At 44.0% G+C, this 17,863-nt stretch carries 19 protein-coding genes; 13 read left to right on the forward strand and 6 right to left on the reverse strand.

Features of this window, described 5'->3' with window-relative positions; translation table 11 throughout:
* The first annotated feature begins 199 nt into the window (after positions 1–199).
* The 12 genes from bshC to FW774_RS15985 all read left to right on the forward strand — a co-directional run bounded on the left by bshC (position 200) and on the right by FW774_RS15985 (position 12,434).
* The gene (bshC, locus tag FW774_RS15930; RefSeq protein ID WP_149349203.1) at positions 200–1,795 is read left to right on the forward strand and encodes a bacillithiol biosynthesis cysteine-adding enzyme BshC; all 1,596 of its coding nucleotides are present in this window, start codon (positions 200–202) and stop codon (positions 1,793–1,795) included.
* Between the two features lie 254 nt (positions 1,796–2,049).
* Positions 2,050–3,138 (forward strand): Ldh family oxidoreductase, encoded by a 1,089-nt coding sequence (locus FW774_RS15935; protein WP_149349204.1) that lies wholly within the window; start codon positions 2,050–2,052, stop codon positions 3,136–3,138.
* Between the two features lie 74 nt (positions 3,139–3,212).
* The gene (locus FW774_RS15940) at positions 3,213–3,932 is read left to right on the forward strand and encodes an ATP-binding cassette domain-containing protein (protein ID WP_149349205.1); all 720 of its coding nucleotides are present in this window, start codon (positions 3,213–3,215) and stop codon (positions 3,930–3,932) included.
* 80 nt (positions 3,933–4,012) lie between these two features.
* Entirely contained in the window at positions 4,013–4,531 is a 519-nt protein-coding gene (locus FW774_RS15945) for a hypothetical protein (RefSeq protein WP_149349206.1), read from the forward strand.
* A gap of 296 nt (positions 4,532–4,827) precedes the next feature.
* Entirely contained in the window at positions 4,828–5,223 is a 396-nt protein-coding gene (locus tag FW774_RS15950; protein WP_149349207.1) for an endonuclease domain-containing protein, read from the forward strand.
* Between the two features lie 217 nt (positions 5,224–5,440).
* Complete coding sequence (gene gldF, locus FW774_RS15955; RefSeq protein ID WP_149349208.1) at positions 5,441–6,169, forward strand: gliding motility-associated ABC transporter permease subunit GldF; 729 nt, start codon at positions 5,441–5,443, stop codon at positions 6,167–6,169.
* The gene (gene gldG, locus FW774_RS15960; RefSeq protein ID WP_149349209.1) at positions 6,163–7,845 is read left to right on the forward strand and encodes a gliding motility-associated ABC transporter substrate-binding protein GldG; all 1,683 of its coding nucleotides are present in this window, start codon (positions 6,163–6,165) and stop codon (positions 7,843–7,845) included. The genes gldF and gldG overlap by 7 nt, the downstream gene beginning before the upstream one ends.
* A 111-nt stretch (positions 7,846–7,956) precedes the next feature.
* The gene (gene dnaN, locus FW774_RS15965) at positions 7,957–9,081 is read left to right on the forward strand and encodes a DNA polymerase III subunit beta (protein WP_149349210.1); all 1,125 of its coding nucleotides are present in this window, start codon (positions 7,957–7,959) and stop codon (positions 9,079–9,081) included.
* A gap of 236 nt (positions 9,082–9,317) precedes the next feature.
* A complete protein-coding gene (locus FW774_RS15970; RefSeq protein ID WP_187774923.1) occupies positions 9,318–10,016 on the forward strand; it encodes a DUF4397 domain-containing protein in 699 nt (232 codons plus the stop codon).
* A 70-nt stretch (positions 10,017–10,086) separates the two neighbouring features.
* Positions 10,087–10,869 carry a DUF4397 domain-containing protein gene (locus FW774_RS15975; RefSeq protein ID WP_149349212.1) on the forward strand — a complete coding sequence of 261 codons (783 nt, stop codon included), beginning with the start codon at positions 10,087–10,089 and terminating at the stop codon, positions 10,867–10,869.
* Positions 10,870–10,994: 125 nt separating this feature from the next.
* Positions 10,995–11,714: a DUF4397 domain-containing protein gene (locus FW774_RS15980; RefSeq protein WP_149349213.1), complete on the forward strand. Its 720-nt coding sequence runs from the start codon at positions 10,995–10,997 to the stop codon at positions 11,712–11,714.
* A gap of 75 nt (positions 11,715–11,789) precedes the next feature.
* Entirely contained in the window at positions 11,790–12,434 is a 645-nt protein-coding gene (locus FW774_RS15985) for a DedA family protein (RefSeq protein WP_149349214.1), read from the forward strand.
* 1,120 nt (positions 12,435–13,554) lie between these two features.
* Here the strand turns inward: FW774_RS15985 and FW774_RS15990 are convergent.
* Together FW774_RS15990 and FW774_RS15995 are read right to left on the reverse strand one after the other, a co-directional pair.
* Positions 13,555–14,553: a zinc dependent phospholipase C family protein gene (locus FW774_RS15990; protein ID WP_149349215.1), complete on the reverse strand. Its 999-nt coding sequence runs from the start codon at positions 14,551–14,553 to the stop codon at positions 13,555–13,557.
* 6 nt (positions 14,554–14,559) lie between these two features.
* The gene (locus tag FW774_RS15995; protein ID WP_149349216.1) at positions 14,560–15,042 is read right to left on the reverse strand and encodes a hypothetical protein; all 483 of its coding nucleotides are present in this window, start codon (positions 15,040–15,042) and stop codon (positions 14,560–14,562) included.
* A 199-nt stretch (positions 15,043–15,241) separates the two neighbouring features.
* Between FW774_RS15995 and FW774_RS16000 the strand changes: the two genes are divergently transcribed.
* The gene (locus FW774_RS16000; protein WP_149349217.1) at positions 15,242–15,718 is read left to right on the forward strand and encodes an ABC transporter ATPase; all 477 of its coding nucleotides are present in this window, start codon (positions 15,242–15,244) and stop codon (positions 15,716–15,718) included.
* Positions 15,719–15,954: 236 nt separating this feature from the next.
* Here FW774_RS16000 and mtgA read toward each other — a convergent pair whose 3' ends face one another.
* The 4 genes from mtgA to rpsF form a co-directional block, all read right to left on the reverse strand.
* The gene (gene mtgA / locus FW774_RS16005; RefSeq protein ID WP_149349218.1) at positions 15,955–16,668 is read right to left on the reverse strand and encodes a monofunctional biosynthetic peptidoglycan transglycosylase; all 714 of its coding nucleotides are present in this window, start codon (positions 16,666–16,668) and stop codon (positions 15,955–15,957) included.
* 62 nt (positions 16,669–16,730) lie between these two features.
* A complete protein-coding gene (gene rplI, locus FW774_RS16010) occupies positions 16,731–17,174 on the reverse strand; it encodes a 50S ribosomal protein L9 (protein ID WP_149349219.1) in 444 nt (147 codons plus the stop codon).
* A 13-nt stretch (positions 17,175–17,187) separates the two neighbouring features.
* Positions 17,188–17,451 (reverse strand): 30S ribosomal protein S18, encoded by a 264-nt coding sequence (gene rpsR, locus FW774_RS16015; RefSeq protein WP_149349220.1) that lies wholly within the window; start codon positions 17,449–17,451, stop codon positions 17,188–17,190.
* On the reverse strand, positions 17,451–17,816 hold the full coding sequence (rpsF, locus tag FW774_RS16020) for a 30S ribosomal protein S6 (protein WP_149349221.1): 366 nt from the start codon (positions 17,814–17,816) through the stop codon (positions 17,451–17,453). The genes rpsR and rpsF overlap by 1 nt, the downstream gene beginning before the upstream one ends.
* Positions 17,817–17,863: the final 47 nt, after the last annotated feature.

Genomic DNA, 17,863 nt, shown 5'->3' on the forward strand with positions numbered 1-17,863 from the left:
TATGAGATATGTATTCAATACCAACAATTCTTTAAAAGGAGTGTTGAGTACGTGCTGTATACATCTTATAAAGTTACAAAATAAAATAAGAGTATGCGTTGCATATTCCTGGACAGAATACGTTATCCAATATCGACACATTGTCAAATAACGGGATACCTGTTACAAGATTGCGGCTTTTGCTTAACTTCGTCCCCCGATGAATGCCACATACATCGATTACGAGGAAACCCATGCCTTTTCAGATACCGTAATAAGTTATCTGTGTAACGATACACGATTGAAGCCATTCATTGTTCAACAAGCGGATATAACGGGTTTCAGCCGGTTGCTTCAGGAAAAACATTTTAACGGAAATAGGCAGCTACTGGCCGAAACGCTTACTAATCAATATCGTGATACCGGTATAAAAGCGGACGAGAACCCGGTCGTTTTCAGCAATATTGAATCGCTGAAGCAGGAGAATACCTATACGGTAACTACCGGTCATCAGCTTAACATTTTTACCGGTCCTTTATATTTTATTTATAAAATAGTTACCGCCATCAACCTGGCAAAAGAACTAAAGGAAAATTTCCCGGATAAGCATTTTGTGCCGGTGTACTGGATGGCTACCGAAGACCATGATTTTGCCGAGATTAACCACACCTATCTGCTCAATAAAAAAATAAGCTGGAACGTCACCGCGAGTGGAGCGACAGGACGTATGGCCACCAAAACCATTGCCGAAGCCATAAAACAGTACCAGGGTATTTTGGGAATATCAGCCAACGCGGTCAAATTGTCGCGACTGATTGAACATGCTTACCTGAATCATCATACACTTGCCGATGCCACACGTTACCTGGTAAATGCCTTATTTTCTGAATACGGTCTGGTAATTATTGACGCGGACAACAAGAACCTCAAAGCCCAATTTGCAGGTATTATTGAGCAGGACATCATAGAACAAAACAGCTACAGGCTGATAGCGGAAAGCAGCGAAGCATTACAGGAAGCTGGTTTTAAAACGCAGGTCAATGCCCGCGAAATCAATTTCTTCTACCTGAACGGCGAGCTGCGGGAACGCCTGACGGAAAAAGATGGGCAATATTTTGTATTAAACAGTGATATCAGCTTTACCGCTAAGGAGCTGAGGCAGGAAATCCGGCAGCATCCCGAGCGGTTTAGTCCTAACGTGATACTTCGCCCGCTTTACCAGGAAGTTATTTTGCCGAACCTGGCTTATATTGGTGGTGGCGCTGAGATTGTTTACTGGCTGCAGCTCAAAAAGAATTTTGGTTTTTACGAGGTCGATTTTCCCATATTGATATTGCGTAATTCGGCTATGATTGCCGACGATGTCATAGCTGGAAAACTGCGCCGGCTTGATTTGAACTTTCCGGATTTATTTAAGCCTGTCGAGCTTATCCGGCAAGAGTGGGTGAAACAGCATACGGATAAAGATTTGTCCCTTGCCGATGAGTGGCAGGAAATGCGATGTATCTTCGAGAAAATCAAGCTTCGGGCCTTTAAAATAGATACTACGCTGGCTCCCAGTACAGAAGCTGTGAGGGAGCGGTTGCATCACCAGCTTCAAAGCCTGGAAAAAAAGCTGCTGAAAGCCGAGAAACGCAATTATGCAACGGCACTGGGGCAAATAGAGCGACTACGGGAAAAACTGTTTCCTGGTGGTGGTCTTCAGGAAAGGAAGGAGAACTTTGGGATGTTCTATGTGCAGTACGGAGATGAATTTATCCGCACATTAGTACGGTATTTCAAGCCACTGGATTTTAAGTTTACTATTCTTTATTAATGAACTTATTTAAGCTTTTGCCAAACCACAACTTGTCCGACTATTGGCGGATAGAAGCATAGAAATTGCGTTGCATTAGGCGTTGAAATATTGAGCCAATCATAGTATTTTCATCGAAGATGAAAATCTTTGAGCCTCTTTCTGTTAACTATAACTATATAAAGAAACTATGTCCCTATGTGGTTTATTTAGACAGCTTCAATGTACACTTGTCAGGTTTTTTATTTTTGAATTTTTACTTTTGACTTTCCTCAATGATTGTATCAGAATCTGAACTACGAAATTTTACCGAACAGGTTTTTAAGCAAATGGGCTGTCCCTCGCAGGATGCCGTTTTAGCTGCGGATGTGTTATTGCGTTCTGATTTGCGGGGAATTGATTCGCATGGTGTAGCCCGTCTAAGCGGATATGTGCGATTATGGGAAAAGAAACGGATTAATCCTAAACCGGAGATAAAAATTGTTCATGAAACCGCTACCACGGCAACAGTAGATGGCGACAGTGGTTTAGGCCTTGTGGTTGCCCCCTTCGCTATGGATGTTGCCATCGCGAAAGCGGAAAAATATGGCTCAGGTTGGGTATCTGTGCGTAACTCAAACCATTTTGGTATCGCCGGTTATCATGCGTTAAAGGCGGTAGCGAAAGACATGATTGGTTTTGCCATGACCAATGCCAGTCCGCTGGTTGCGCCCACCTTTACCACGGAGCGTTTGCTGGGAACCAATCCCATGTGTTACGCTTTTCCGGCGGGCAAATATCCGCCTTTAATTGTCGATATGGCTACATCGGCGGCAGCCAATGGCAAGCTGGAAATTGCACAGCGTTCGGGAAAAGAAATCCCGGAAGGTTGGGTGCAAACCAGTGCCGGAGCTGTCAGTACCGACCCGCATGCCTTAAAGCAGGGAGGTTCGTTGCTTCCCCTGGGCAGCGACCGCGAGCATGGAAGCCATAAAGGTTTTGGGTTAAGCGCAACGGTAGATATTCTTTCGTCGGTACTTTCCGGAGCCAACTACGGGCCCTGGGTTCCGCCGTTTGTAGCTTTTATTGACCCGTTGTCCGATTTACCGGGACAGGGTATCGGGCATTTCCTGGGTGCTATGCGGGTTGACGGTTTCCGCCCGGTTGATGAATTTAAGCAGCACCTGGATAACTGGATAAGTCGGTTTAAATCGGCAAAACCGGTCCATGCAGAACAGCCTGTAATTATCCCCGGCGAACCGGAATACGAAGCAGAGCAGGAACGTAGGGTAAACGGTATTCCCCTGGTTGACGCCGTTGTTGATGATATGAATATACTTGCCGAACGCTTTGGCATTGAGAAGCTTCGTGCCTATACGGCTTAATGCGAGCAGAAATGTTACAATAAATAATTCGGGCAAAACCGGTATGGTTGATAATTTCGTTATAATTTTGATGTATGAGCATTTGCGTAGAAGAGCTTACTAAAGTGTACGAATCGCAAAAAGCGGTTGATAAAGTATCTTTTACAGCACAAAAAGGTCGCGTATTAGGGTTTCTGGGGCCAAACGGCGCCGGTAAATCCACCGTGATGAAAATCCTCACCTGCTTTATTCCGCAAACATCAGGCAAGGCAACCGTAAACGGTTATGATGTGAATCTCAATCCCATAGATGTACGGCGTTGTGTAGGATATTTGCCCGAACATAATCCCCTGTACCTGGATATGTATGTCAAAGAGTTTCTGACTTTTGCAGCAGGGATGCACAAACTACCTGATAAAACCAGGCATGTTGCCCGTGTTATTGAGCATGTTTCCCTGGGCGATGAGCAGCATAAGAAAATAGGAGCCTTATCAAAAGGTTACCGGCAGCGGGTGGGTTTGGCCCAGGCGCTGATTCATGACCCGCAGGTGCTGATTTTAGATGAGCCAACATCGGGCCTTGACCCGAATCAGCTAATTGGCATTCGCGGTTTGATTCGTGAGCTGGGTAAAGACAAAACAGTCATCCTGTCTACGCACATTATGCAGGAAGCAGAAGCTGTGTGCAATGATGTGGTGATTATTAACCGGGGACGCATTGTTGCTAACGATGCACTGGATAACCTGCAGGTCACGTATCCCGGTAAGGGGCTTGAAGAGATTTTTATCACGCTCACTACAGCCGGGCAGAAATGATAAACAAAGGTTAAAAAGTAAACAGATTTATCCCATTGCTGTTAGGTAGTTAGAACGGATGTGGTTTTAATCAAAAAAGTATGAAGAAAGTAGTTTGGGGAATAATGGCGTTGTTTTTCAGTACAGCAGTTTGGGCGCAAAAACAGCCTGAATATATTGCCAAACCCCGTTTTAATATCGGCGCTGAATTTGGCCTGCCAACCACAGGCAGCTATGCAGAACTATTCACCATTGGGTTTGGCGGTTCCGGAAAGCTGGAAGTTCCGGTTACCAAAACTTTTTACGCTACTGCTACAGCCGGTTTTATTACATACTATCTTAAAGAAGGCGTTTCGCCCACTTACAACAGAAGTTATATTCCGTTAAAAGCCGGAGGTAAATATTATTTTAATCCGATGATATATGCCGAAGGAGAATTGGGAATAAGTATTGGCATGCAGCGCAAAGCCGGTTCAGCCTTTGTTTGGGCACCAGGTGTGGGTACATCATTCAGCATTGCCAAAGATGGTTACCTGGATGCCGGTATCCGGTATGAAGGCTGGGAGCGTAACGGAGGCAACCTTGACCAGTTTGCCCTTCGGGTTGCATACAAATTCTAAGAAGCTGCCTAAAAATAAAAACTTCACGTCATTTCGACGAGGTAAGAGGAGACCACGGAGTAGCTGCGAAGCAAAATATCTATAGCGCTAAGCCTCGGCTTGAATACCCTACGCGATACAATCGCTGTTTTCTACCGAGTTGCAAACCTACTGTGTACCCACATCTTTAACAATATTTACAGCCCTCGCCTGCACTCTACCTTGTCCTCTCACTACCTTTGTTAATCACTGTCCCCCACTGGAGGGGGTAGGGGGAGGAAAAGACAATTATTTATATTTAGTGAAAATATAGTAGAATGGAAAAGGCCAGTAAATCCAACTATTGGAACTATAATCCTAAATTAAAGTCATTTGCTACAAGTAACCGGAAAAACATGACTAAGGCTGAGGCATGTCTATGGAAATACCTGTTAAGTGGAAGAAAACTGATGGGATACCGGTTCAACAGACAAAGACCCGCGGGAAATTATATTGCTGATTTTCTATGTAAAGAGCTGATGTTAATTATTGAGGTGGACGGCATTACACATCAATTTGAAGAAGTTAACTTAAAAGACCAGAACCGTCAAAAAGACTTACAGGCGATGGGCTTCACGATTATACGCTTTGATGATGATGAAGTGTTGCATGAGATGGCAAATGTAGAGAGGACATTAATGCACTATATAGAGATTTACAAATCAGGTAAATAAGAAATACCCTCCCCCTGCCCCCTCCAGCGGGGGACACCGTTCTACAACGGTATTTGCAACAACAAAAACAGTACAAGTAATAACTGGAAGTACTGGAATAATTGTGGGTACATAGTAGGTTGCAAACGCGGACGAGTAGAATGACGATAACTATTTTTGACAGTCTCTAACAGAGTCCTTTTCTTTTGAGCGGATATTAGCTAATTTCGACCTCGTCATGCTAACAGTATTCCGCAAAGAAATAGCCGCTTATTTAGGTTCCCTGGTAGCCTATATCATTATTGGCATTTTTTTGCTGGTTGCCGGCCTGTTCCTGTGGGTTTTTCCCGATACAGCCATTCCCGATTACGGCTATGCCGGGCTTGACAGCTTCTTTAATATTGCGCCTTACCTGTTCATGTTCCTTATCCCGGCAATCACCATGCGTTCGTTTGCCGAAGAGCGGAAGGAAGGAACATTTGAGCTGCTGGCTACCTGGCCGCTAACCGACTGGCAGATAATTATGGGTAAATATTTAGGCAGCCTGGCTATTGTGTTGCTGGCATTGCTGCCTACGCTCATATATTACTATACCGTTTATCACCTGGGAGCGGTAACAGGCAATATTGATACAGGCGCTGTAATTGGCTCATATATTGGGTTGCTATTATTGGGGGCAGGTTTTACGGCGATAGGTATTTTTGCGTCCTCGCTTACCAAAAACCAGATTATCGCTTTCGCGATAGCGGTATTTTTAAGCTTCTTCGCGTTCAGCGGATTTGCCTCGTTAAGCAACCTGATTGCCTTACAATCGGTAGATACAATGATTGCTTCGCTGGGAATCAGCCAGCATTACGAGGCGGTGAGCCGCGGAGTGCTCGATACACGGGATTTGGTCTATTTCCTGAGCTTTTCAGCATTATTTCTTGTGTTAACTAAAACAGTTTTAGCTGGCAGAAAATGGTAAATCGAAAAAGAACCGATATTAGTTTTCTGCTTATCTGCATTGCTGTTATCCTGGCAGTAAATGTGTTGAGTTCATCGTATTATGGACGTATAGACTTTACCGCCGAGAAACGATATACCCTATCGCCGGTTACAAAAAATATCCTGCAAAAGTTAAAGGGAAATATACAGGTTACCGTATATCTGGATGGCGATTTCCCGGCTGGCTTTAAGCATCTGCGCAATGCTACCCGCGATGTACTGTCTGATTTCAAAGCGTATGCCGGTGGGAATTTTCGCTATGCGTTTGTTAATCCCTCGCAAGGTGATGAGGCTACACAACAGGCCACTTACGAAGAGCTTATATCTAAGGGATTAGAGCCTACTAACCTGAGTGTAAAAACCGAAAACGGGCTTTCCCAGAAAATCATTTTCCCCGCGGCGCTGGTTACGTATAATGGCCGGCAGATACCGGTAAAGCTGCTACAAAATCGTATGGGAGCAACACCGGACGAGGTGCTGAATAACTCGATAGAAAATCTGGAATACGCGTTTGCCAGCGCCATTGTAAAAGTTTCGTCGGGAGGTAAACCGCGGGTTGGCTTTACCGAGGGCAACGGCGAGCTAACCGATTTGCAACTATCTGATGCCATGCGGACACTGGAAGACGGTTACGAGGTGGGTAGGGTAGACCTTCGGCAAATTACGTTTGAAGGCTTGGATAAGCTTAAATTATTGATTATTCCCAAACCCGACCGGGAGTTTTCTGAAGCCGAAAAATATAAGCTGAATTATTTTGTAATGCGTGGCGGGCGTGTGCTGTGGGCTATTGACCAGGTAAATGCCGAAATGGATAGCTTACAGGGACATGGAGCACAGCAGCTCACCTTTCCTAAAAAACTGAATTTAGACGATATCCTGTTTAAGTACGGAGTGCGCATTAGTTACAACCTGATTGCCGATATGAATTGCGCCCAAATACCGGTAAACGTGGGCAGCGTTGGCGGACAACCGCAAATCCAATTGGTTCCCTGGTTGTTTTATCCCATATTTATGCCAACGGCACAGCATCCACTGGTGCGCAATCTTGACGGTATCCGCAGCGAGTTTGCCAGCACTATTGATACCATTGCGGTTAAAGGTATCCGTAAGCAGGTTATTCTTTCATCATCTCCATATTCGCGGATATTAAATGCTCCGGGAATGATTTCGCTGAAAATGATTGAGCAGGAGCCCGACCCCAATGATTTTAAAAGTGTTCCATTGCCAACCGGGGTATTGCTTGAGGGAAATTTTCCTTCCGATTTTAAAAACAGGCCCGTTCCCGATGGTATTCCGCAGCAGGTCAGCCTGCCGGATACCAGCAAATTTACCCGCATGATTGTGCTTTCGGATGGTGATATCCTGAAAAACCAGGTCAATGCTAAAGACAATTCGCCGTTCCCGCTGGGGTATGACCGGTACACGCAGCAGCAGTATGGAAACAAGGCGCTTTTGCTCAACATTGTCGATTATCTTACCGATGACTCGGGAATTATCAGCCTGCGCAACAAAGAAGTGAAACTGCGTTTGCTTGACCGGGCAAAAGTACGTGCCGAAAAGCTGAAATGGCAGTTAATAAATGTGTTATTCCCCTTATTGCTGGTGGTTTTGTGCGGCGTGCTGCAGCAATATTACCGCCGCAGAAAATATGGATAAAATTTTTAGCTGTTACATGCTTTAATTTGTATTTTAGCGGTGCACATCGTCCGAAATATTCCTGGGACTTTGGATGCTTTTAAGAGAGTTTTATAACATTTTGTCGTATACATGAGATTTATTGTTTCCACATCCACGCTGTTAAAACAGCTTCAGGCAGTAAATGGTGCCTCAAGCAGCAGTACCGTATTGCCTATTTTAGAAAATTTTCTTTTTGAGATACGCGATGGCATCCTGACCATTTCTGCTACCGATTTGCAGACCAGCATGACCACATCTCTGACCGTAGAATCAAAGGAGGAAGGGAAAATAGCGATACCCGCTAAAATTTTGCTGGAAACACTGAAAACGTTACCCGACCAGCCTATTGCCTTTACGGTTGATGACCAGACCTTTGCCGTTGAAATCAGTGCCGGCGATGGAAAATATAAGCTGAGCGGCGAAAACGGCGAAGACTTTCCGAAAATACCAACGGTTGAAAATGCTTCGGCGGTAAATCTTCCCGCTTCTGTACTTTCAGAAGCCATAAACAAAACTATTTTTGCGGTAAGTAACGATGAATTACGTCCGGCTATGACCGGTGTGTATTGCCAGCTAAGCCCGCAACATGTTACGTTTGTTGCTACCGATGCGCATAAACTGGTGCGTTATCGCCGCAAAGATGTCCGGTCTGACGCGGCAGCATCGTTCATTATCCCTAAGAAGGCCCTTAATTTATTGAAATCCTCGTTGCCGTCAGATGATGTTAATGTTTCGGTAGAATATAACAGTACCAGTGCGTTTTTCCGTTTTGGTAACATCAATTTAATTTGCCGGCTTATTGATGAACGTTACCCGGATTACGAAGCTGTTATACCGCAAAACAATCCCAACAAACTGACACTTGACCGTGCCTTGTTCCTAAACTCGCTGCGTCGTGTGGTTATCTTCGCCAATAAAACCACGCATCAGGTGCGCTTAAAAATCAGCGGAAGCGAATTAAATATCTCATCAGAAGACCTTGATTTTGCTAATGAAGCACATGAGCGTTTAGGCTGTCAATATGAAGGTGATGATATGGAAATAGGCTTTAACGCCCGTTTTCTGATAGAGATGCTGAGCAACCTGGGCGGCGAGGAAGTGGTGCTGGAAATGAGCACACCAAACCGTGCAGGTTTACTGATACCGCAAACCAATGATGAGAATGAAGATGTGCTGATGCTGGTGATGCCTGTTATGTTAAACAGTAATGCCTAAAAATATACACACTTAGAGGCTGTCTAAAAAGCTTGCTGGAGTCATCCTGAGCTTGTCGAAGGATTGGTTCATCATGGCTAAAAACGCTTCGACAAGCTCAACGTGACTATAATTTTAACGGTTTTGTTAGCTTTTTAGACGAGTTTTAAGATATAAATTCCTTCTTGTTTTATAGGATTTATGGTAATGGCCTGGATATTGTCCAGGCTTTTATGTTATATAAAATGCATATTACCATGAAAACGATTAAAACAGTAAACAAAAAAACGCTCTGTCTGGCAGTGGTCGCCCTGGGTTTAACAGGAGTACTGTCTTCCTGCTCTAAACATGATGATGACGATGTATATGCCAGCGGTTCTGTAGATGTGATGGTGGTGAACGGCAATGAAGCCTCTGCACCGCAAAACTTTTATCTGGATGACGCTAAAATTAACGGAAGCGCCGTAGCGTACACCGAAGCTACATCGTATGTAAAGACCCGGTCGGGTAACCGTAAAGGTGAATTCCGTTCGTCTGTAACCGGACAGGTCAATACTTCCGCTACGTACACCATCCAGAAAGACCGTCACTACACCTTTTATTACACCGGTAACGCAAGTGCTTCAGATGCGGTAATGACCGAGGACGATTTATCTTCGCCGTCATCCGGAAAGGCTAAAGTGCGTTATGTTCACTTAAGCACTGCGGCAGCTTCTAATGTAGATGTGGCAGTGCAGGGCGGAGCAAAACTTATTTCCAACCTGGCCTATAAATCGGCTACAGCCTTTTCTGAGATAGAGGCCGGTACTTACAACCTGCAACTGCTTGCCGCCGGAACTGCAAATGTTGCCCTGAGTATCCCGAATATAACTTTCCAGGCCGGAAAGATTTATACGGTATATGTTTCCGGAGCAACTTCGGCAACCATTTCTTATCACGTTATAGTTAATCAATAAATAATTGGTTTTATTGAATAAAAGAAAGCCCGGTATCGTCCGGGCTTTTTATATTTGTAGTCATATTAAAATGAAAGTCGCTGATTTGCACGGTATTTTTTGGGGAGCTAAGCCGGTTTTAAAAACAGGCCGGGTGCTGTATGGGCTGTTGCTTATCGCGATATTTGGTACGGGCTGCTCAAAAGATGAGTTATCCGGGGCTAAAATCACTACGGCTATCATGACGGTGAATGCGGCCTCGAACTTCCCTGATATGAACTTTTATCTTGCTGATTTGCAAGGTCAGCAGATTAACCCGGATGGAGCGGTGCAATATCCCGGTAACTCCGAATACATCACACCTTATCAGGATAATTTCCGTTTCGGGATTCAGATTCCCGGCGAATCTGATTTCCATGTGCTGGATACAACCGGGCAGCGAACAGATACATTAGGGTTTGCCGGAGGTAAATATTATACCATTTTCGCCGTTCGCAGGTCAGCAGCGGCAAGCAGCGCTGATTCTATCAGGGTAATTATTACAGCCGATGATTTATCGGCGCCCGTAACAGGTAAGGCAAAGCTGCGCTTTATTAACCTTACGCCGGATGCGCCGGGCATAGATGTTGTGGCAAGAGACAGCTCGACACTGTTCAGAAACCAGACATTTGGTAACATGTCATCGTTTATAACCCTGTCGCCTAAAACCTCGCTGATATTAGAGCTGCACGAAACCGGGAAAACCGATATAAAGCTCACACTTCCTGCGCTGGTAATACAGCCTGATAAAATCTATACGCTTTGGAGCAGGGGATTGTGGAGCAGCACCACCGGTACCACAGCGCTGGGTTTAAATGTTATAACTAACAAATAATCAGTATTTTGCAGGGATAAATAAACTTGTAAAAACAATAAACAATGTTGTGGTTACGTTGTTTACAGTTAATGTCTTTTACTAAATGGTAAGACAAAAGATTAAAGGGATAAGGAGATAAGATTATGGGAACAATAAAATACATAGTGCAGGGAAAAAGGTTTTTTCTGCCGATGCTTTTAGTGGTAATTACACTATCATCCTGTTTAAAAAACAAGGATAATTATACCGAACCGCCTGCCGCTTCGCTTATGCTGGTCAACGCCTCATCCGGGGTTCCTGATATGGATTTTTACCTGAACCGTAGTTTGGTTAATAACAGCGGGCCAATTGAATATCCTTCGGCAACCAATTATTTTCAGTTGTATCAGGGTAACTGGGAAGTAGCCGTAGTCAAATACGGGGGTAATATCGCGTTAAGCGCCGGAACAGCTGTTTTTGTTGGCGGAAAATATTACACCGTTTTTGCTGCCAGAAAATCGGCAACCAGTACAGACTCTGTGGCTTTATTTGCTTCTACTGATGATTTAACAGCTCCGCCAAGCGGAAAGGCGAAAATCAGATTTATCAATTTAACTCCTGATGCTCCGGCAATAGATGTAGCTGTAAAAGACAGTACAACGGTATTAACCGGTCAGGCATTTGGTAAGATGTCCGATTTTATAACCGTTTCTCCTAAAGATGCGTTTGTGCTGGAGCTGCATGAAGCGGGTAATTCGAATGTTAAACTGACTACAGCATCATTTACCGTGCGTGCCGATAAAATTTATACGGTTTATAGCCATGGCTTGTGGAATGTAAGCTCAGGCGATACCGCTTTTAACGTGTCATCCATCAACAACTAATAATATTTGCTATATAAATGGTAGTATCATGAAACCTATGCATGATATTACTATTTTTGGCCAAAATTTACGGCCTTGGAACTGATACGCACCTTAATCGATTTCATATTACACATTGACCGTCACCTGGTAGAAATTGTAAGCCAGTATCAAACCTGGACTTACCTGATTTTGTTCCTGATTATTTTTGCCGAAACCGGTTTTGTGGTTACACCCTTCCTTCCGGGAGATTCGTTGCTGTTTGCTGTTGCGGCATTGATAGCCAAAGGAAATACCGGCTTGGATATATACCTGATGGCCTTATTACTGTGTATTGCGGCAATAGCCGGAAATACTGTGAATTATTACCTCGGCAGGTACTTAGGTGTTAAGGTTTTCAAACCGGAAAATAAGGTGCTCAAATTGGAGTACTATACAAAAACCCGTGAGTTTTTTGATAAGCACGGCGGCAAGGCGGTCATATTCAGTCGTTTTTTACCTATCATCAGAACGGTGGCGCCTTTTGTTGCCGGTGTTGGCCGGATGGAAATTGGCCGGTACACTACCTATAATATTATCGGAGGCGTTAGCTGGGTAGTCAGCTTTTTATTGTTGGGCTATCTTTTCGGGAACCTGCCCGTTGTAAAAGAGAATTTTACCATTGTGGTGCTGCTGATTATTGTCGTGTCCGTTTTTCCGGCTTTTTACGCTGCCATACAATCGCGGTTGAAAAAGGCTTAGTATTTAGTATAACGATAAAATGCAGTTTGTCATGCTGAACAACGTGAAGCATCTCGTTTTGCACTGCGGTATGAAAGTCTGTGCTGTACTATGATTATTAATATATAAGATTGCTTCGCTCGTCCCGAGACTTCGCATAGGCGTCAAGTTAACAAAGGAATACATTCAATAATGACAAAAGCACCTCCCCCTTCCTACGCACATTGCTAACACTCCCCCCCTCAAAGAAGCTATCGTGCGTACACATCCTATCACTCTTAGCTATGAAGCCGTTGTTATGTATGCGGTATGCCTACTAAGCAAATCGTCAGGTTACTTTGATAAAAGTAAGAGATTTTCCGAAGTATGCCGTCAATCCCCAAGAGCCGGACAAATCAAAAAAACAGTTGCAGAATAGTATCTTTAGCACAGCCAAGCCTTAAACGTAGTGGTTTTGTGAACAAGTTTGCATAAAGCGTTCGATCTGTACTAACGAACAAAACGAAGCGCCGCTGTTTTTTTGATGAGCGTAGGCTATGTGGATAAAGGCTCCTAGTGGGATTGACAAGCATTTTTGCCTACTTTTGATGCCTCAAAAGTAGGATGCCCTGCGGCATAGAGCGAAATAATATTTGTGTACACACGATAGCCGCTGGAGGGCCCAGGGGAGGTTGTTTTTTATTTGCCTGATTTTCAAAAATCTACGAAATAAACAAATAATTTCTCATGCGATACTTCATCATCAAAGCATAACCCCAAAGCCCATCGTCTGTAAATCTTTTTGCGGGAGGGCTTCCCAAATATTACAATTTCTCTTTTCCTCCCCCCTACCCCCTCCAAATGAGGGGGACAGTAATCGACAAAGTCAATGCTCAGGCAGCGTACAGTGCAGATAAAGGCTATAAAGGTCAATCGGCTTATTGTTAAAGATGTGTCCACACGATAGCTCAAAGAGGGGGACAGGCACAGTTGGACGCTATTTTACAAAAGTTAGGTAGTGATGGGCGTTTATATATCCGCTGCTGAAGGGACAATGGGAGGATTTACCTTTAGCTTGACGCTAATACGAGGCTTCGGAAACGCTCTTATTTTCGTCTTTGCGAGGAGGCACGATGATGCAATCTGTAACTCTCAATAACACTTATTCCTCCGGCCGGCCGATAATTTTACCTTGCTGGTAACGCTGTTCCGTTTTTTCTTCCTGCTTTTGCTCGTCCATAGTTTCAGCAGAGCCGGTTAACTTCCGTAAGTTGGGTTGCCCGGCATCTACCCAGGCCGAATACCAGTAGCTGCCTACATCAATGATAGAAAGGCGCATTTGCTGTTCAACCATGCCTTTCATGGCATCGTGGTACGCTTTTGAGTAATCCTCGGAATATTGCTTGATTACTTTCCCGTTGCGTTGGCTGAAGGCGTACTTGCGGTCGCTGGGAAATGTTTTGCTTAACCGGGCCTCGATGGATAGAACGGAATCTTTATAGGAATACGTATGAGCAACAATTTTCCAGGCTTCGGCCAGCGGATTTTCAATATACCGGGCACGGCCTACCAGGAAATCATAGTTTCCGGCAAATAATTCCGGCAGACGGCTTTCCCAGAAGCCGTGAATCCCGGTTTGTCCGGTTATCTGACCGTTATAGTTCTCGGTAGTATGCAGCGGTACATGCGCATCGGCAATGTAATGTCCAAGCTCTGTAGAGATTTTCAAAATACGCATGGAATCCTTTTGCGAAAAAGCCTTAACCAGGGCATAATAGCTGCGTTGTATTTGCCAGGGGACAATGCCATAGGCTTTCAGCGTATCTTCGGTGTATTTGGCAACAGCGTCATTCCATTTTTGCGGAATACTGTCGAACGGCGATTTGCCGTAATGGTCGGCATCCAGGTAATGGCGGGCGCCCTCTAATGAATCCGCGTATCGGCGTTTATCCGGGTCGACCGCGTGCTCGGTAATGTAAACGATATTGTTTTTATAAAATCCAGCCATATCCGACGGAAGTGTAAATATGGCCAGGTGATTGATTTGCTTGTGCGCAAAGAAACCCCACGAGCTGCAAACAAGCAGGATGCCGGTTAATGTAAGCCACAAAAGGCTTTTTGAGCCTGATTTACAAAATGTTTGAATCCTGTTTTTTTGCATGATGCTTTAATTGTAACCTTGTTTCAAAGAAGCAAGCGTATGTTGTAAACTATCCAGTTGTTCGGGCTCTATATTCTTCACCGGTAAAGGTAATATATTCGTCATGGAATCGATATTGCCCTTCGGGTCATTATAGGTTTGCACGATGATATCCTGGTTTTTGGTTTTAAGCAAAATGGTTCCCGCTTCAGTTGTGCCGATGTAATTCATATCGTCAAAGCGTTTCAGATAAAACGAGAAATATTCCTGCTTGCCGTTAGGGAAATATTTCCGAAGCCTGAAGAAGCCCTCATTACTGATGCTTAGTTCCCATTTTTTTAGTTTAATATTATCAGAAAAAGGGTCAAAGCAGCGTGAAAGCCATGTCTGCGACCATTGTACGGCGTTAAATTCAGGGTCGGCACGGAAAGCTGTACACCATATTATAAGGCCGGCGCTAAACCATAAACCCACTAACCGGCTCATTTTTATTGGTTTCTGAGATGCCATATCCGGGTATAAGTCAAAAGTTGAGTCCCGTATCCCGAATCGTTCCTCTCGGGACAGGCAGTACGGGAAAATCTCGAGCATTCGGGATAAAAAGGCCTGCCAACCTGTATTTTTGAGCGTTTGAATAAGACGTTCGTTATTGACATGACATTCGTTGCTTATTACAAATACAAATTAAAGAATTTGGTAACTTTGTAGTATGGAAATTTCTAAAAATTCCCGCGTATGGATTTACCAGTCGGATAAGCGTTTTAGCGATGAGCAGGTAGCCGAAATCCAGAATATGCTGACTGATTTTACTTCGCAGTGGCTGGCCCATGGAAAAGACCTGTATGCTAAGGCCGAAATACGGTATAACCGTTTTATTATTTTAATGGTCGATGAGTCAGTTGCCGAAGCTACCGGCTGTTCTATTGATAAGTCTGTAGCCTTAATGAAAGCAATTGAAGCCCGCTTTAGTGTGAATTTATTCGACCGGTTTAACATTGCTTACCACGAGGCCGATGAAGTTGTTTCCTGCGACAGGGCAGAATTTGAACGCTTACTCTCTGATGGAATTATCTCTGATGAAACCATTGTATTTAATAACCTGGTACAAACCGTAGGCGAGCTGGAAACAAACTGGGAAATTCCATTAAAAGACAGTTGGCACGCACAGGTGTTTAGTTTGAAGTAGAGGTTTGAGGCTTAAGGCAGAAGGTGTAAGGTGGTGTATAGTCCGAAAGTCGGGAAAGTCAGAAAGTAAAAAGAAGCAAGAACATAAAAGTTTTACGTGGTACGTTTTAGTATAGTTCGAAAGTAATTTTAGAAATAAAAAGAATTACGAGTTACTGTGTTGTGGGTTGCGAGGCACGTAACCCATAACAATTAACCAACTAACTAAATAACCAAAAAACTAAACAATAGTGAGGCTTAAAATTCCAGCTTTCTAATCCTTCGCATATTTCTTAAAATCAGTTGCTGCTTATGGTAAATATAGGCCGTTGGCTTTGCCGGCGACCACCGGCGTGGATTGGGAAATACTGCCACCAGCAGTGCTGCCTCGCTTCGCGATAAGCGGATAGCCGGTTTGTGAAAATAAGCTTGTGTAGCAGCTTCAGCGCCGTAAATGCCGTCGCCGGTTTCTATTACATTCAGGTACACTTCCAGGATGCGTTTTTTGCTCCATAGCAATTCTATTAAAGCCGTAAAATACGCTTCAAATCCTTTGCGAATCCACGAGCGGCCCGGCCACAGGAAAACATTTTTTGCTGTTTGCTGACTAATGGTGCTTCCTCCGCGAAGTGGCAGACCTTTCTCATTTTTCTGGTAGGCTTTCTGTATGGCGTTCATGTCGAAGCCCCAGTGCTGCAGAAAACGGGCATCTTCGCCAGCCACAGCGGCAAGCTTCAGGTTAGCCGAAAGCTCGTCAAAATCACGCCATTGTTTTTCCAGCTTCCAGTCTTTTCCATCAAACTTACGTTCAAGTCCCCGCTGTAGCATTAACCAGGTTACCGGCGGATTTACAAACCGGTACAACAGCACCCAGCATACCGTTACAGCGATGAAAAGTAATACAGCTTTCCGTATAACGGTTAATATGCCGGAAGCACTGAACCGGCGACGTTGGGATTTGCGTTTAGCCATTGGCTAAAAATAAAAAAGGTGCTCCGGAAACGGAACACCTTTTGTGTTATTGTGAATAATACTTATTCGGCAACTACTTCAAACGGAACCTGAACTTTAACCTCTTTATGCAGGTTAAGGTTGGCTACATATTCGCCAACAAATTTAGGCTCAACTTCAAACGTAATACGACGGCGGTCAACCTCAAATCCTTCCTTCTTCAGGGCATCGGCAACCTGTATGGTATTTACAGAACCGAAAATCTTGCCGCTTTCGCCAGCTTTAGCGCCAATAGATAATTTAACACCTTCCAGCTTAGAGGCAATAGCCAGCGCATCGTTTTTAATTTTTTCCTGTTTAAACTGGGCTTGCTTAATGTTTTCGGCCAGCACTTTCTTTGCAGAAGAAGTAGCCAAAACGGCATAGCCTTTCGGAATCAGGTAATTGCGTCCATAGCCCGGCTTAACAACTACAATGTCGTCTTTTTCGCCAAGGTTTTTAATATCCTGTTTTAATATAATTTCCATGTCGCTTATCCCCCTATTTTAATGAGTCTGTAACATAAGGTAATAAACCAATGTGACGGGCACGTTTTACTGCCTGGGCTACCTTACGCTGAAATTTCAGCGAAGTTCCGGTTAAACGGCGGGGTAATACTTTTCCCTGGTCGTTTACAAATTTCAGCAGGAAGTTGGCATCCTTATAGTCAATGTACTTGATGCCGTTTTTCTTAAAGCGGCAGTATTTTTTGCGGTTATCCTCCACCTTGGGAGCAGTAACGTACTGAATTTGCTCTTTTGCCATTATCCTGCTACCTCCTCAGTTTTTGTTTTTTTCTGGTTGAAAGCGCCGCTGCGTTTTTTCTCATTGTACGCAATGGCATGCTTGTCTAAAGCAATAGTCAGAAAACGCATTACACGCTCATCACGCTTGTATTCAACCTCCAGTTTACCAATTAATTCACCCGGAGCCTTGAATTCTGTTAGGTGATAATACCCTGTAGTTTTTTTCTGAATAGGGTACGCTAATTTTTTCAAACCCCAATTATCCTCATGGATAATTTCGGCTCCGTTATCGGTTAAAATTTTGCTGAATTTGGCAATGGCCTCTTTCGCAGAATCTTCTGATAACAACGGGGTAAGAACTACTACTGTTTCGTACTGTTGCATTTATTACTTGATTTTTAATACATTATCCCGCACTAAACGGGGACGCA

Source organism: Pedobacter sp. BS3 (assembly GCF_008274585.1).
Classification (GTDB): domain Bacteria; phylum Bacteroidota; class Bacteroidia; order Sphingobacteriales; family Sphingobacteriaceae; genus Hufsiella_A.